8 protein-coding genes are annotated in these 17,279 nt (G+C 43.0%); all 8 read left to right on the top strand.

Annotated elements, in window-relative coordinates; translation table 11 throughout:
• The first annotated feature begins 20 nt into the window (after positions 1-20).
• Positions 21-350 carry a DUF4315 family protein gene (locus LI112_RS07430; protein ID WP_227190458.1) on the top strand — a complete coding sequence of 110 codons (330 nt, stop codon included), beginning with the start codon at positions 21-23 and terminating at the stop codon, positions 348-350.
• Positions 340-1,005, top strand: a complete 666-nt coding sequence (locus tag LI112_RS07425; protein WP_227190457.1) for a CD1107 family mobile element protein — start codon at positions 340-342, stop codon at positions 1,003-1,005. The genes LI112_RS07430 and LI112_RS07425 overlap by 11 nt, the downstream gene beginning before the upstream one ends.
• A gap of 72 nt (positions 1,006-1,077) precedes the next feature.
• Complete coding sequence (locus LI112_RS07420) at positions 1,078-3,186, top strand: type IA DNA topoisomerase (RefSeq protein WP_227190456.1); 2,109 nt, start codon at positions 1,078-1,080, stop codon at positions 3,184-3,186.
• Between the two features lie 898 nt (positions 3,187-4,084).
• Positions 4,085-4,444, top strand: coding sequence for a TnpV protein (locus LI112_RS18495; protein ID WP_319638774.1), 360 nt, complete (start codon positions 4,085-4,087; stop codon positions 4,442-4,444).
• 224 nt (positions 4,445-4,668) lie between these two features.
• Positions 4,669-11,289 (top strand): SNF2-related protein, encoded by a 6,621-nt coding sequence (locus LI112_RS18355; RefSeq protein WP_319638776.1) that lies wholly within the window; start codon positions 4,669-4,671, stop codon positions 11,287-11,289.
• Between the two features lie 59 nt (positions 11,290-11,348).
• Complete coding sequence (locus LI112_RS07405) at positions 11,349-16,070, top strand: DUF3849 domain-containing protein (protein WP_227190454.1); 4,722 nt, start codon at positions 11,349-11,351, stop codon at positions 16,068-16,070.
• Positions 16,067-16,300, top strand: coding sequence for a transposon-transfer assisting family protein (locus LI112_RS07400; RefSeq protein WP_226843647.1), 234 nt, complete (start codon positions 16,067-16,069; stop codon positions 16,298-16,300). The genes LI112_RS07405 and LI112_RS07400 overlap by 4 nt, the downstream gene beginning before the upstream one ends.
• Positions 16,297-17,148, top strand: coding sequence for a YodL domain-containing protein (locus tag LI112_RS07395; RefSeq protein ID WP_226843646.1), 852 nt, complete (start codon positions 16,297-16,299; stop codon positions 17,146-17,148). The genes LI112_RS07400 and LI112_RS07395 overlap by 4 nt, the downstream gene beginning before the upstream one ends.
• The last annotated feature ends 131 nt before the right edge of the window (positions 17,149-17,279 follow it).

Raw genomic sequence — 17,279 nt, 5'->3', positions numbered from 1 at the left:
GGAGCGAACAAGAGATGAATATGCGATTAAAAAAGGTTCTGGATGACATTCAGAAAACTGAAAACAAGATTCTGGAACTGCAGGAGCATGTAAGGCAACTGAGAATCCAGAAAAAGCAGATGGAAGATGCAGAAATCATTAAGGCAATCCGTTCCATGAAAATGGATAGCCGAAAGATGCTGACTTTTCTGGATGGAATTCAGAACGGAACAGTTACCATGCAGTTTGATGAAGAGGGCAATCTTTCTATGGATAGTTCTGAAACAGGTATAAAGAAAGAAGAAAATATGGATAGCGAAATGTCAACCGGACTGATAGAAGAAAGAGAGGATTTGGAAGATGAAGAATAAAGTAATGAAAAAAGTTTTAATGATTATGCTGTCGGCAACGATGCTGATTGGTTCTGCCAGTGTGACCGCTTTTGCACAGGCAAATGAAAACGCAGAGCAGGCTGAAACTGCGGAACAGGTGATAGAAGAACAGCCGACGGAGCAGCCTGCCACAGAGGGAACACCATTTTCCACGCCGGGAAACGGACAACTTGTGGATGATAAGGAGAATGACAGCTCCAAGCAGTTTCTGACTGTCCAGACAAAGAATGGAAATACCTTTTATATGGTTATTGATCGTTCCGGTACTTCTGAAAATGTGTACATGATGTCACTGGTAGATGAACAGGATCTGGCAGAGTTCTTAGATGAAAATGAGGAAACCGAGAAAAAAGAGGAATCTGCAGTTGTTCTTCCGGAAATAACCACAACACCAGAACCGGAAACTACCGTACAGCCAGAAACAGAAGTAAAACCGGAATCCAGTGGTAATAAAATGTTTGGTTCTGCAGTCCTGGGTGGCGGCATTGTACTGGTATTCGGCGGTTTAGCTGCTTTTGCTTTAAGTAAATTTCGAAAGAAAAAAGAGGACGGTATTGTAGAGGAAGGTCTGGAATTTGCTGATGACAGTTACATCAATGAAGATGAAGAAAATGCGGAAGATCAGCAGAAATAACAAAAAAGCATAAGGTATGGAGAAAGGGCAGTTCTTTATGGACTGCCTTTTTGACAGGAACAGGAGGAAAATATGGCGAAATTTTTAGTGATTGCAGAGAAACCAAGTGTGGCACAGAGTCTTGCAAAAAATTTATCTGCTTATCAGAGAAAGGATGGGTATCTGGAGGGGAACAGTTGCATTGTTAGTTGGTGTCTGGGGCATCTGGCAGAGTATGTTCCACCGGAAATCTATGATGAAAAATATGCAAAATGGCAGTTTGAGGATTTACCGATTATTCCGGAAGTATGGAAAGTTCAGGTATCAGAGGATAAAAAGAAGCAGTTTGATGTGATATGCAGCCTGATGAACCGGGCAGATGTAGCATATCTGGTGAATGGCTGTGATGCCGGAAGAGAAGGAGAACTGATTTTTAAAAGAGTTTATGATCTGGCAGGCTGTCAGAAACCAGTGAAGCGTCTGTGGATCAGTTCAATGGAAGATGAAGCCATTCAGAAAGGATTTCAGTCCTTAAATGACGGGAGAGACTATGCAGGTCTTTGTAATGCTGCGGTATGCAGGGCACAGGCAGACTGGCTGATCGGAATGAATGCAACGAGAGCTTACACAACCAGATATTTAAAACGTCTGGTAGTTGGCAGAGTGCAGACACCAACGCTTGCTATGCTGACGGAAAGAAAAGAGAAAATTGAGCATTTCAAGAAAGAAGCCTATTATAAGGTTTCCCTGTCAGATGGAAGGCTTGCGGTAATTTCAGAAAATATTCAGTCTGAAACAGAAGCGGAAGAATTAAGAAAACTCTGTGATGGAACAGAAGCTGTTGTGACCAGAGTGAAAAGAGAACAGAAAAAGACTTCTCCGCCCAAACTTTATGACCTGACCAGTCTGCAGAGGGAAGCAAACCGATTTTTCGGATACACTGCACAGAAAACATTGGATATGCTGCAGGAACTGTATGAAGAAAAGATGGTTACTTATCCGAGAACAGACAGTCAGTATGTAACCGAGGATATGAAAGAAACGGTAAAAATGCTTGCCGAAGGCATGACAGATTTTCTTCCGTTTCTGGAATCTGGACAGATTAGGGGAAACATAGATCGTGTGGTTAATAATGCAAAGGTATCTGATCATCATGCAATCCTGCCGACAAAAGAAGCAATGGAAAAAGGCATGGGAGGACTTTCCGGTGGAAAGAAAAATCTGCTGATGCTGATCGGACAGCAGCTTGTTCAGGCAACAGGGGAAGAGTACCTTTATGAGCAGACAGAAATTTCCGTACAGTGCAAAGAACATGAATTTACTGCGAAAGGAAAGCTGCCTGTGCAGATGGGCTTCAAAGAAGTGGAAGAAGCCTTTCGGAAATATTGTGTGAAGGATAAGAAATCTGATGAACCAGATAATAAGACAGAACTTCCAGAAGGATATGAGGAAGGAATGACTCTTGTTCCTGTGAAAGCAGAGAAGAGTACCCATTATACATCCCCGCCGAAGATGTTTACCGAAGATACCTTGCTTGCAGCAATGGAAACAGCGGGGAATAAGGAATTTGATTCTGATACAGAGAAAAAAGGACTTGGGACACCGGCAACCAGGGCCAATATTATTGAGAAGCTGGTATTTTCCGGGTATGCAGAACGTAAAGGAAAACAGATTTTTCCTACGGTGGCAGGCTGTGAGCTGATTCATGTAATGCCGGAGAATCTGAAATCCGCAAGCCTGACAGCAGAATGGGAGAATCAGCTTCTGATGATGGAAAAGGGAAAAATCCAAGACGATGAATTTATGGATGGGATTGTATCTATGATCATTGAGATTCTTTCTGTATGCAGGGAGATTCCAGAAGAAGAACGCAATCGTTTTCAGACTGCAAGGGAAATAATCGGAAAATGCCCGGTATGCGGTTCTGATGTATATGAGGGTAAGACCAATTATTACTGTTCTGACAGAAGCTGTCCGTTTGCTTTATGGAAGTCAAATAGGTTTCTGGAAAGCATGAAAAAATCAATGGATAAAAAGATGGCAGTGGAGCTTCTGAAAAAGGGACGTACCCATGTAAAAGGACTGTATTCCAAGAAAAAGGACAGCAAATTTGATGCTGATCTTGTACTTGGGGTAGAAGATGGAAAAGCCAGATTTAGTCTGGAATTTCCTAAAAAGAAAACAAACAGTAAGAAAAAATAAGGAACTGACGGAAGGAGGAATAAGGTTATGGCTCGATTGGAAGATATAAGAGGTCTTGCAGAAGCACATGCATCCAGTATTAGTAGTTCACCCAGGGATTGGATGAACTATCTGGATACAGCAGCCAGATTATACAGGTATCCATTTATGGATCAGCTTTTGATCCACGCACAGCGTCCAAAAGCAACTGCCTGTGCTTCGCTGGAATTATGGAATGAAAAAATGCTGCGGTGGGTAAACCGAGGAGCAAAGGGAATTGCTCTTTTGGATGAAACCATGCAGAAAACAAGACTCCGATATGTATTTGATATTCAGGATACTCATAAGGTAAAAGGTGGAAGAACCCCTTACCTGTGGCGGTTGCAGGAGAAGCAACAGGAGGAGTTATTAAACCATTTAGAAGAAGTTTATGGACTGGAAGCTAAAGATACAGGAAGTCTTTCTGATGCACTGATGGCAACAGCGAAGTATATGGTAGAAGAAAATCTGGATGAATACCTGGATGGCTTGACATATGTGACGGAAGGAACATACCTGGAGGAGCTGGAAGAAGATACCATACGCAGCGAATTTCGCAGTCTGTTGACAGACAGCATTTATTATACGCTGGCTTCCAGATGCGGACTTGATCCGCTGGAACGGCAGGAAGAAATGGACTTCGTACATATCACAGACTATAACAGTTTATCAGTGCTGACATTTATTGGAAATGCGACAAGCATGGCCAGTGAGTCTGTGCTAGTGGATATTGGAAGATATGTACACCGCATTTCATTAGAAGAAATGAAAAAAGGTATTGAAAATTCAGAAGAAAGGAATTATAATAACTTTGACACGTTAATTCGCGAAAGTAAAGAAAACAACGATACTATTACAGAAAAAGAATATTCACAGGAAAATGAAGGAGGAAATGAGTATGGCACTGACATATCATCGCAAAGGGGATTACCTATTTCCGAATCTGACAATTCAGGAAACAGAAGCACAGATCGGGAAATACGGAATGCTGCGGAGGACATTTCTGAAGGAGTACAAGAACAGCTTGTACCAGAGCCTGTTGCTGACCGGGAAACTGAACAGCCATCTGGAGGAGGTCGAGAAAGCAGCGCAGGAGAGATTGGAAGTATTGATGGAGAAACTGTTGGAGAAGAATCCGGCACCGTCGAAAGAGGAGAACCCGATGGCGTGGACAGCACATATGAACAGTCTGACGGCAACAGCGGAAGAGAGCATCTTGACGGAATTGGTATACAGCTAATCGAAGACACAAGTGAAGATCAGTTAAGTAAAGCAGAGGAAGAAATTGCCTCTGCTTTATCTTTGCCCGAACTTCCATCTGTAAATGAACAGAAAAGGGAAATCGAAAACAGAATAGCTGCCCTCTATGCCGGGGAGATTGCCATTCCAAGTGAGGTGGTCGATGAGGTTTTAAGAACCGGGGGAAACCGAAGTAAAAGCCAGCTTCGCATTATTTATAATTTTATGAGTGAACAGACACCGGAAGAATATACAGAGTTTGTGAAGCGGGAGTATGGGACTGGTGGAAAGGGCTTTGAAATCAATGGTATGGAGTATTCGGTCTGGTTTGATGAAACCGGATTGCAGATTGCAGTAGGGCATACGGTTGCAGATCAGATTCTGGATAAGGCGTTTTTGTCCTGGGAAGATGTGAGTGGCCGTATCCATCAGCTTTTGAAACAGGGTGAGTATGCACCACAGTCCGTACTTGATGTTGCAAGGGAAAATGCGATAAAGGAACATGCCCAGGCACTTGCCTATATGAAAGCGGATATGGCAGAGGGTGTAGCGGAACTTGTCTTTGATGAAGAGGATTTACCACATCTTCGCAGTATTTATCCGGAAATAACAGATTATCTGGAAGAAAAGCTGGCAGATCCGCAGTGGCTGTCAGATATGAATGAGCGTCTGGAAGGACTGGCAATGGCTTATGAGGAAGATAAAAGCATTATGCGGTTCCGTACCTATAACCCGGTCAGAATATCCGGTCAGTTCCAGAAATTTGCTGCAGAAGTGATTCCATATAATGCCAGGGATGGGTTTGCATGGCAGGAATATAAGGTGTTTATTACCCAGGACGAAATAGACGCTTTTCTTGCTGGTGGAGGTCCGTATTCCGATGGCAGGCTTTCTACTTATTCCTTTTATCTCTTAAATGAAGATGATAAAGCCAGAACGGATTTTATTAAAGAAAGATACGGAACAGGAGGTCAGAGTCATGCTTTATGTGGCGCAGACAATTCCTATGCAGATTATGATGGAAAAGGTTTGCAACTGAAGAGAGGAGAGATTGGAAATCCGGATACTTCGGTGTTACTTCCCTGGGCAAAAGTGGCGAAAAGAGTCGGCTACCTGATTGATAACCAGCAGTTCTTACGTTCCGCTGATTATTCACGTATGCCAGATTATGAAAGAAAACGAATTGCAGGAAAAGTGATCAGCTTTTATGCAAGGCTTCCAGAAGAAATTGAGCGTCCATTTAAACAGGATTTCTTCAATGAAGAGGCAAGAAAAGAATTACCCGTTATGCTGAATGATTCGGAGCAGACACAGAAACTGTTACAGGCGATGGACGATGCGCTGGCAATGCTGCCATTGGATTTTGAAGCAGTGAATGAAACTTATGAGAAGAAATTACAGCTATTGACGGAAGTACATCAGTATGTGGAAGGCAGCTATACGATTTTCCCAGCACAGGAAGTACCAGATCAGGCAGATGGCTTAGATGGATACCAGATGTCTTTATTTGATATTGTGAGTGCCTCCGAACCAGAAGAAAATACAGAAGAACCAGAAGTGGAAGAATCGTCTGCAGAAATGGAGGAGGTACAAAAAGGGGAACCAGAATCTGAGCCAGAAGATGTAGTTGTACAGGAACAGTGGGACGAGAATGTATTTGAATATCAGGGGTATCATTTTGAAGCAGTGGGGATTCTTCCGCAAGGTCTGGAAGGGAAAGAACTGGTAAACCAGACAAGAGGAAATACAGAATTGCACTTGACTACCTACGAGCGAGAAGAAGATATTTTATATTCCTATGCAGGATTCTACGAAGCGAGTGGTTCATCAAAAGCTGATATTTTCCGGTGTATGGAAACCGGACGAAATTATATTCCAGGGGAGAACGAACTGTTTGGCTATGAGGGAGAATTTTTACCATATCTGCAGAATGAACAGGTGCAGGAACAGGAACCTCATAATTTCCATATTACGGACGATAACCTTGGTGCTGGCGGTCCGAAGGCAAAGTTTAAAGCAAATATGGAAGCTATCCGGCTGCTGAAAGAACTGGAACAGGATCAGAGATTAGCAACATCGGAAGAACAGGAAGTGTTGTCGAGATATGTTGGATGGGGCGGTATTCCCCAGGCTTTTGAAGAAAGAAACAGTGCCTGGGCAGAGGAATACACGCAGTTAAAAGGAGTCCTCACGCCAGAAGAATACAGTGCAGCAAGGGCATCAACGCTGAATGCCTTTTATACTTCTCCGACAGTTATCAAGGCTATGTATGAAGCACTTGGAAATATGGGACTGAAACAGGGAAATATCCTGGAACCATCCTGTGGAGTTGGTAACTTTATGGGACTTTTACCGGAAAGCATGAGTGCTGCAAATATGTATGGCGTGGAGCTTGATCCGGTTTCCGGGCAGATTGCGAAACAGCTTTACCAGAAGAACAGGATTGCAGTACAGGGATTTGAGGAAACCAGTTACCCGGACAGCTTTTTTGACTGTGTGATTGGAAATGTACCGTTTGGGGCATATCAGGTCAGTGACCGCAAGTATGACAGATACCATTTTACGATCCATGATTATTTTATCGCAAAATCCTTAGACCTGGTACGTCCGGGAGGAGTGGTGGCAGTTGTCACATCAAGCGGTACAATGGATAAACAGAATCCGGAAGTCCGACAGTATTTTGCAAACCGGGCAGACCTGCTTGGGGCAATCCGCTTACCGAACAATGCTTTCCAGAGAAATGCCAATACCAGTGTGGTTGCGGATATTCTGTTTTTCCAGAAAAGGGACAGGGCTGCGATCACAGAGCCAGACTGGGTACAGTTAAAAACCACATCAGAAGGCTATACGGTCAATTCTTATTTTGCTGACCACCCGGAAATGGTGCTTGGGGATTTCACAACAGAAAGTACCCAGTACGGAAAACAGGAAGTAACAGTAAAGGCAAAAGAGGGAGCAGATCTGGCAGAGCAGATAAAAGAAGCGGTAAAGTATATCCAGGGAACTATCACAGAGCAGGAGATTTTGGATACGGAACTGGAAGAACAGGTGGTATCCATACCGGCAGATCCGAACATTAAGAACTTCAGCTTTGCACTTGTCGGAGAGGATATTTATTACAGGGAAAATTCTGTTATGAATAAGATGGAACTTCCCGTTGTGACAGGCGAACGTGTCAGAGGCATGGTTGCCATCCGGGATGCAACAAACAGGCTTCTGGAACGGCAGTTGGAAGAATGCAGTGATGAAGAGGTTGCCAGCTTACAGGCTGAATTGAATCAGGTTTATGACAGCTTTACTGCAAAATATGGACTACTCAGCAGCAATGCGAATAAAAGAGCGTTCAGCATGGACAGCAGCTATTGCCTTTTGACTTCCCTTGAATTTTTGGACGAAAAGGGCGAGTTGAAGCGGAAAGCAGACATATTTACGAAAAGGACGATCCGCAGGGCAGAGCCGGTAACATCGGTAGATACTGCAAGTGAGGCACTGGCGGTATCTATCGGGGAAAAGGCAAAAGTGGATATTCCTTATATGATGGAGCTTACCGGAAAAACAGAGGAGGAGGTCACAGAGGAGCTTACAGGTGTTATCTTCAAGAATCCGCTTACGGATAAATGGGAGCCATCCGACGAGTATCTTTCCGGGAATGTCAGGGAGAAGCTGAACATTGCAAAGCAGTTTGCAGAGAACCACCCGGAATATATGGTCAATGTACAGGCACTGGAACGGGTACAGCCGAAAGATCTGGACGCTTCCGAGATTGAAGCAAGGCTTGGTGCAACATGGATTTCGCCGGACTATATTACAGAGTTCATGGCAGAAACATTCCATACACCACGACAGCATATCAATTATGAGCGTATCAAAGTACAGTATGCAGAAGTGACCGGACAATGGAACGTAAAAGGAAAGAACGTGGACAGCAGCAATAACCCGCTTTCCACCGCAACTTACGGAACACAAAGGGCAAATGCTTACAGGCTGTTGGAGGATGCACTGAATCTGCGTGACACAAAAATCTATGACACAATACATGATGCGGATGGGGAACACCGGGTACTGAACCGGAAAGAAACCACCCTGGCACAGCAGAAGCAGGAATTGATCCGGGAAGAGTTTAAAGAGTGGATTTTTAAGGATATGAGCCGACGGGAAACACTCTGCAAAATTTATAATGAACGGTTTAACAGCATCCGGCCAAGGGAATATGATGGCAGTCACATTCAGTTTGTCGGAATGAATCCGGAAATTAAGCTGATGGAGCATCAGAAAAATGCGGTGGCACATATCCTTTATGGAAATAATACCCTGCTTGCACACTGTGTAGGTGCAGGCAAGACGTTCCAGATGATCGCAGCCGGTATGGAGAGCAAGCGTCTGGGACTGGCACAAAAGAGTCTTTATGTGGTTCCGAACCATTTGCTGGAACAGTGGGGAAGCGATTTTTTACGCTTATATCCGGGAGCAAATATTCTGGTGGCAACGAAGAAAGACTTTGAACCGGCAAACAGAAAACGGTTCTGTTCCAGAATCGCAACAGGGGATTATGATGCGGTCATTATCGGACACAGCCAGTTTGAGAAAATTCCGCTTTCCAGGGAAAGGCAGATTTCATTGTTGGAAGATCAGATCGCAGATATTACCTATTCTATTGAAGCAGCAAAAGAGGAAGCGGGACAGCAGTATACGATCAAGCAGATGGAAAAGACAAAGAAAACCCTGAAAGCAAAACTGGAAAAACTGAATGACCAGACACGAAAGGATGATGTGGTGACTTTTGAGCAACTAGGCGTGGACAGGCTGTTTGTGGACGAGTCACATTTTTACAAGAACCTTTTTTTATACACAAAAATGCGGAATGTGGCAGGCATTTCACAGACCGATGCACAGAAAAGTTCAGATATGTTTATGAAATGCAGGTACATGGATGAGATTACCGGGGGAAAGGGAATCACGTTTGCAACGGGAACACCTGTATCAAACAGTATGACTGAATTATACACCATTATGAGATACCTCCAGTATGATACTTTAATGAATATGGGAATGGGACATTTTGATTCGTGGGCAGCAACTTTTGGAGAAACAGTTACGGCAATCGAATTGTCACCGGAAGGGACGGGCTATCGTGCAAAAACACGATTTGCCCGTTTCTTTAATCTTCCAGAACTGATTTCCATATTTAAAGAAGCTGCGGATATTCAGACTGCAGATATGCTGAATCTTCCTGTACCGGAAGCAGAATATATCAATGAAGTATTAAAGCCGAGTGAGGAACAGAAAGAAATGGTGGAAGCCTTTTCGGAACGTGCAGAACAGGTCAGGGGCGGTGCAGTAGATCCAAGGGTAGATAACATGCTCAAGATTACCAATGACGGAAGAAAATGTGCATTAGACCAGAGGCTTTTGAATGATATGCTACCGGATGCAGGGGAAAGCAAGGTAAATGCCTGTGTGGAGAATGCTTTCCAGGTATGGGAGGACGGAAAAGATACACAGGCTACCCAGTTGATCTTCTGCGACCTCAGCACACCGAAAAATGATGGAACATTCAACGTGTATGATGATGTAAGAAACAAGCTGGTGGAACGGGGAATCCCGAAAGAGGAGATCGCATTTATTCATGAATATAATACGGAAGTAAGAAAAGCGGAGCTGTTTGCAAAGGTGCGGGCAGGGCAGGTAAGAATCCTGATGGGTTCCACTCCGAAACTCGGTGCTGGTACCAACGTCCAGGACAGATTACTTGCACTGCATCATCTGGACTGCCCCTGGAAACCGTCTGATCTGGAACAGCAGGAGGGACGTATTCTCAGACAGGGAAACCAGAATGACAAGGTAAAAATCTTCCGGTATGTAACGGAAAATACGTTCGATTCGTACATGTGGCAGATTCTGGAAAACAAGCAGAAGTTTATTTCACAGATCATGACCAGTAAATCCCCGGTGCGTGCCTGTGAAGATGTAGATGATACAGCTCTATCTTATGCAGAGATCAAGGCACTGGCAACAGGAAACGAATACATCAAAGAAAAGATGGATCTGGATGTGCAGGTAAGTAAACTGAAACTTCTGAAAGCAAACCACACCAGTCAGATCTATCGTCTGGAATCGGATATTGCAAAGCGGTATCCAGTACAGATTACCGCATTAAAAGAGAAGATTGCCGGTATGCGTGTGGATGCAGATGTGGTTAAAGGAATAGATTTACAGGATAATGACCACTTTGCAATGACAGTCGGTGGAAAGCTGTATACCGATAAAAAAGAAGCGGGAGTTGCACTACTTTCAGCAGCATCCGGCTTGAAGTCCGTGAAATCAGCAGGGCAGATCGGGGAATATCATGGTTTTGCACTTTCTTCAGAATATAATTTCCTGTCGAATACTTATACCATGACGATTAAGAGAAAATGTTCTTATAAGATTGAGTTCGGAAAGGATACTCTGGGCAATATCCAGAGAATTCATAATGCACTCTCTGCAATCGGGAAAAAGCTGGCAGATACCGAGCAGAATCTGGAAACGGTACAACAGCAGTTAAAGACCGCACAGGAAGAGGTGCAGAAGCCATTCCCGAAAGAAGCGGAACTGAGTGAAAAAATGGAACGTCTGGCAGAATTAAATGCCATGCTCAACATGGATGAGAAAGGGGGAGAAAATCTTCTGGCAGATGAGGGAATCGGGGAAAACCCGGAAGTAAACATGCCGGAGGAACGACAGGACAGAATTGCTGACAGTGTTCATAAAACGTCTGTTCTGGAAAGACTGAAAGAACAGAAACAGCAGGAGCAGACAAGAGAAACACAGCAGAAACCTAAAAAGAAACATGAACAGGAGTTATAAAGGGTATCCCGTCAGAGTGACCAGAGCTTTGGCGGGATTTTTCTATGGAGGATTTGATTATGGCAAACAGAGAAGAACAATTAAAGCAGATTACAGAGCAGTTGGAACAGGGTGTTGCAGAAATATTCACATCAGAAAAGTATAGCGAATATCTGAATACAATGGCAAAGTTCCATAATTACAGTTTCAATAATACTCTGCTGATCGCCATGCAGAAACCGGAAGCGACACTGGTAGCGGGGTATCAGGCATGGCAGAAGAAATTTAACCGGCAGGTAAAAAGAGGGGAAAAAGGCATCCAGATCATTGCCCCGGCTCCGTTTAAAGAGAAACAGGAGATTGAAAAAACTGATCCGGAAACAGGAGAGATTGTGATCGGGGAAGATGGACAGCCGGAAACAGAAGTAGTAGAGCGTGTCATTACAAGATTCCGGGTTACGACAGTATTTGATGTCAGTCAGACCACAGGAGAACCGATTCCAGAGTTTGAGGTATCAGAACTGGAGGGGGATGTTCTGATCTACCATGATTTTATGGAAGCACTGAAAACGGTTGCCCCGGTTCCCATCCGTTTTATTGAGATTGATGGGGAGGCGAAAGGCTTTTATCAGCTTGTCGATAAATATATCGCTGTCCAGCCTGGCATGAGTGAAGCACAGACCATGAAAACAGCGGTGCATGAAACGGCACATGCAGTATTGCATGATCGTGACCAGATGGAAGCAGAGGGCATCGTAAAAGACCAGCTTACAAGGGAAGTGGAAGCAGAAAGTGTTGCCTATGTGGTATGCAACCATTTTGGACTGGATACATCGGAGTATTCCTTTTCCTATATTGCGAGCTGGTCTTCCGGTAAAAATATGAAAGAGCTTCGTGCTTCTATGGACACCATCCGTAAGACTTCTGCTGATATGATCGGACAGATTGAGGAAAAACTCAAGGAACTTCATATCGAAAGGCCAGAGCAGGAAGTAACTGCTGTGGAGCAGACAGAAGAACTGAGTGTCATGCAGTATGCGGAGCAGACCATCAACCGTCTGGAACAGGAACGGACGATTTTCAGCAATGACCAGAGAAACCTTATCGTGAATTTTGCTTATAAACTGGATGACAGGGAAGCAACGGAAAAACTGGCAGAGAATCTTGCAGAATCTATTCTGGATGGAAACAGGGAAGCGGTACTAAAACTGATTGGAGAAGCGGAGGAACAGATTGACAGTCTGCCGGATTCGATGATCGGTTTATCAGAATTGCATGAAGCCGGATTTTATTCAGAAAGTATGCTTCCGCTTACCAGGGAACGGGCAGTGGAACTGCACCATGAGGGAGTAACAGTTTACGGGCTGACCGGAGCAGTGAGTGGTCAGGAACAGTCACAGAGGGTTATGAATCTGGAACTGGATATTTTACAGCATGACGGGTTATTCGGAGTGACGAAATTTGAATGGGAAAATTACCGGAGAAGCCTGGAAACAGTTATGACACCGGAAGAAAAAGCAAAAATCAAAGAAACACTTCTTTTAGAAAGTGATGGAAACCGCTATGGAATTTACCAGATCAACAGCGGACAGGAAGAAAGAGGGTACCAATTTTTAAGTCTGGAAGCGACAAAAGAAATGGGATTTACCGTAGATGGCAAAGACTATCAGATGGTTTACAGTGAAAGACTGAGAGATGCTACGACACTGGACAATCTTTTTGAGCGTTTTAATATAGAACGACCAAACGATTTTACCGGGCATTCCATGTCAGTCAGTGATGTGATCATTATGAACCGGGGCGGCAGATTAACCGCATACTATGTGGATTCCTTTGGTTTTACAGAACTGCCGGACTTTGTGGCACAGAGAGCTGAGATGTTAAATGCCAATCCGGTAAAAGCATATCCGGAAGTTTATATGGGAACTTTGGAAAAGGCTATGCAGGAGAGAAATGTAGATGCTTACCTGGATTCCAGAAAACTGAATATTGACTGTAAAAATGCAATCGAACAGGCAATCACAGAAAACTTTGATGGCATGAGTCTGAACCCGGATACTGCGATAGATGTGATCGGAAAATATGGAGAAGAACGTGTTGCCTTTGTTCTGGCAAACACATTAAAGCAACTTTCTTATGATGGAAGATTTTCTGATGGCAATAAACGGTGGGCAGATGGCATTGATATTCCGGAAAATATCAGCAGAGGAATAAATCTGAACAGGGACTATATTGTGGGCAGCCATCCTGCAGTCCTGAATGGATTTATTGATATGGCAAGAAAAGAAATCCGTACCCGGAAACTGGAAGAGGTGCTTGGTGTGAAAAATCAGCATATCACTGAAACTACAAGAGAGTATGAAGCAGACGGACATACAGGCACCTGGTATGCGATGGATATGAAAACGTATCATGGGGAGCGATTCTTCCAGATGAGGAGTGAGGAATACGGTCAGGACGTGGCAGATATTATCGTATCGGAAAATGGAACACTGGTGGCAGAAGACATCTGGCATGGATTTGATGAAGGAGCCAGGGAAGCTATTTCAGAATATCTGGAAGAAAATGGTGTAACGGTATATGACCTGATGGACATTCCAGACCAGGCAACAGTCATCTTAGCAGACGGAACAGTTATGAAAATCATGGAACAGCAGTCAATCAGTACGGATACATGGGAGCCGACATTGACCGGACAGAATCAGCAGGGGGAAGAACAGAAATTCAGTTTTTTCGAGATACATAAAGTCAGAGAAAATAATGGCATTGACCTGAAAATGCCAGAAAATCATTATATTGACCAATATTATGTGATCGAAGATCTGGCAGCAAAAGGTGGAATGAAGATTGAGCGATATAAGGATCTTGGAGCTGCCCTCGGAGCATATTACTCTCTGCCAAACCATAAAATGAAAGCTCTTGGAATTGAAAATACGGCACCGCTGCGAGGCAGTCTTGATTTCATCCAGTGTAAGAATGGAATAGATACGCTGATCTATGATTGTCAGAAAGTGGAAGGATGGTTGAATCCGCAGATATACAATACTTTTAAAGATATACGCAACAGTTTGGCAGGGCATGATACAGAGATAGCATACCAGATTGGAGAGAAGTATTTTACAATCCAGACAGTAGAAGATGGTTATGATTATACATTCTATGATAAGGACTATCTGGAACTGGATGGTGGTGTCTACGATAATCCGGATATTTCTATTTCAGAAGCAATGGAGAACATTTTAGAGGAAGAAGGATTGCCCCTAGAAGGTGCAAATGTGATGGATTATGAAGAACTGTATGCAGAAATTGAATATGCAGAAGAAGAGAGAATGGAGAAGATACAGTTTGAACGTAATTGTCCAAAGGCTTTTTTTGATGGTTATGACAGGGAACCGGCATTAAAAAATTATGAAGGAATAACCGTACAATTTAAAATGTCTGGTATGTATTTAACAGTGCAACCGACTGAGGAAGGCTATAAATACCTGGTTTATGATCAGAAACTTCATGAAATTTCAGGAGATGCCTGTGGAAATCCAGAAGATTCTATTCAGAAAGCAATGTATGCCAGCCTGAAAAATGAAGGTTTGGAAGATGTTGAATGTGTAAAAGTTGATGACAGGGAGTTTCGGGATAAGGTAATCAGTCATTCTAAAGAAGTGCTGGCCAGTGGAGATGTTCGATTCACTTCGGAACTTGGCAGATGTGAAACAGCATTGAATGGAATGGGGAGGGCAGAAATTGAATATGAAGTTTTATTTCATGCAAGAGCTGTTCTGGAAGAAATGGGACTGGAAAATGAAGTTACATTGATTGGGGCGAGAGTACATGGTTCCAGAAGCAGAGATGACCTGTATCGTGCAGATTCTGATCTTGATGTAGTGCTTTCTTATCGGGGAAATATTCGGGAGGATAGTTTTTTTAACGAATTGAATTCTTATGGTATGGCAATAGCAGGCATTAAAGTAGACATTAACCCAATCTTAGAAGAAAGAATTACTCTGGCAGAGTATATAAAGGAATCAGAAGCCTATCTTGATCAGCAGGAAATCAAGAAACTCGCAGTGGACTTGGATAATTTTAGTTATGAGTATGATACTTATGGATATAAGGATACCGTTGAAAATAGGGAAGAACAGGTCGAGAAAATCACAGAGGATATTTTGAACAAGGATACAGCAGGTTTAAAAAACTGGCTGATTGAGGTGTCGGAAGAATCGGATATAGACAGTGATGTAGTCACTGCCCGATCATTGCTTTCACGTCTGGAAAATGCGGAAACACTCTCTGTTTTTACCAGGCAACCAGAGCAGGAACAGCCAGAAGCCACGATTACTTTTTATGTTGCAGAGTGTATGGAATTTCCTGTTATGGGTGAGTATCATGAGAACCTTACCTTGGAAGAAGCCCTACGCATTTATGAAACAATTCCTGCAGATCGCATGAATGGAATAAAAGGTGTTGGATTTGAACTGCATGATGGAAGTGATTACGACGGACCGCATGACCTTATGCGACTTGGAAAAGTTGATCGGGAAGAGGTGGATATGATTCAGCATTATAAGAAAAGTCCATTAGTACAGAAAGCAATGGATGATGTGGAAAAATATTTTGCTCAAAAGCAGGAGCTTACGAAAATAGCGGAGAAGCCTGTACAAAAAGAAAATGTTCCGCAGCCAAAGAGCAGAAAAGAATCTGTTCTTCAGGCACTCAGAGAGCGTCAGGCGAAAATAAAAGAGCAGGAGCAGAATACATCGAAAGAAAAATCCAATGCACATAAGAAGGGAGATGTAACATTATGATAGTAAGGTTTGAGGAAGATGAATATATAGCAGTGGCAATTTTTGATGCAGGAAACCGGGTACAGACAATGGAAGCAATGGATGAGATTTTTTCCTATCTGGACGAAGATATGAAGCTGCTGATTTTTACAACGATTCAGAAGCTCTATTATCTTAGCGATGAGGGATATGAAGAATTGCAGAAAATGGTAGAAATTTATAAAGCAGATCTGGAGGTGGATGGAGAATGAGTAGAAGTCAGTTTGCAGTTTATCAGTTAAAAAAGAAACCGGAATTGAGAAATCTTCTTTTCCGTACCTATGAAGAACTTGCACAGGATCAGATTCCGGTGCAGGTGGCAAATTATGAACAGGTGTATCTTGGAACAATGAAACCGGGAGAAACGCCAGAGCAGATAAAAAAGGATCTGGAGAAGAAACAGCCCCATAATTATAAAGGTCATGCAGTCAGTACCAGTGATGTGCTGATCCTTAATGATAATGGTGCCACGACCACTTACTATGTAAACAAAGACACTTTTATAGAGATTCCTGATTTTATGAAAGTCACATCTTCAGAAAGCGGTGGACTTACAAAAGATACAGTTGGATATGAAATAGAGGGAAAAGACGGAACATGGGAAGTAATAGATTACCTGTTGGTAGAGGGAAAAAATTATTTTCTTATGGAACATGAGCAGTATGGGAAAGATGTTGCGTATGTAGTCTTAGATCAGAAAGGTAATGTGCTTGTAGACAGCACCTACAACGGATTTGATGATGTAGTAAAACAGAAGATTCTTGATTCTCTGCATCCGCCAGTGCAGGAGCAGACGGAAGGCTATAAACCGAAATTGGATAACTGGCAGAAGTACATGGAGAATGGAGAATACCTGCGAAGTGCGGAAATCACAGAGGAAGCAAATTATAATATGATTGACGGACTTAAGAATAATGCTGCACCAAAAGATAAAAAGAACCGTCAAAAAGAATCTGTCCTTGCAAAACTGAATGAGAAAAAGGAAGAAGTTGCAAGACGCACTGGACAGAAAGCTATGCAACAGGTAATGGAATCTGAGGGAGAACGTACCAAAAAATAGAGCAAGTAGAAGAGAGGCTGGTCACATAATTGTGGCTGGCTTTTTCTATGTAAGGTAATAATTTAATATACACCATTGTAGGTTTGTCAAACATATGTTACACCCCGATCAATAAATTCCCTCAGAACAGT

The organism is Blautia sp. 210820-DFI.6.14 (genome assembly GCF_020558815.1).
Taxonomy (GTDB): domain Bacteria; phylum Bacillota; class Clostridia; order Lachnospirales; family Lachnospiraceae; genus Blautia_A; species Blautia_A obeum.
This window is presented reverse-complemented; position numbering and strand designations above follow the sequence as displayed.

What these genes read in the sequence shown, in the direction of transcription:
- LI112_RS07405 (WP_227190454.1), top strand. Translation starts at nt 11,349, where the DNA reads ATGGCAAACAGAGAAGAACAATTAAAGCAGATTACAGAGCAGTTGGAA.
- LI112_RS07425 (WP_227190457.1), top strand. Translation starts at nt 340, where the DNA reads ATGAAGAATAAAGTAATGAAAAAAGTTTTAATGATTATGCTGTCGGCA.
- LI112_RS07400 (WP_226843647.1), top strand. Translation starts at nt 16,067, where the DNA reads ATGATAGTAAGGTTTGAGGAAGATGAATATATAGCAGTGGCAATTTTT.
- LI112_RS07430 (WP_227190458.1), top strand. Translation starts at nt 21, where the DNA reads ATGCGATTAAAAAAGGTTCTGGATGACATTCAGAAAACTGAAAACAAG.
- LI112_RS18495 (WP_319638774.1), top strand. Translation starts at nt 4,085, where the DNA reads ATGAAGGAGGAAATGAGTATGGCACTGACATATCATCGCAAAGGGGAT.
- LI112_RS18355 (WP_319638776.1), top strand. Translation starts at nt 4,669, where the DNA reads ATGAGTGAACAGACACCGGAAGAATATACAGAGTTTGTGAAGCGGGAG.
- LI112_RS07395 (WP_226843646.1), top strand. Translation starts at nt 16,297, where the DNA reads ATGAGTAGAAGTCAGTTTGCAGTTTATCAGTTAAAAAAGAAACCGGAA.
- LI112_RS07420 (WP_227190456.1), top strand. Translation starts at nt 1,078, where the DNA reads ATGGCGAAATTTTTAGTGATTGCAGAGAAACCAAGTGTGGCACAGAGT.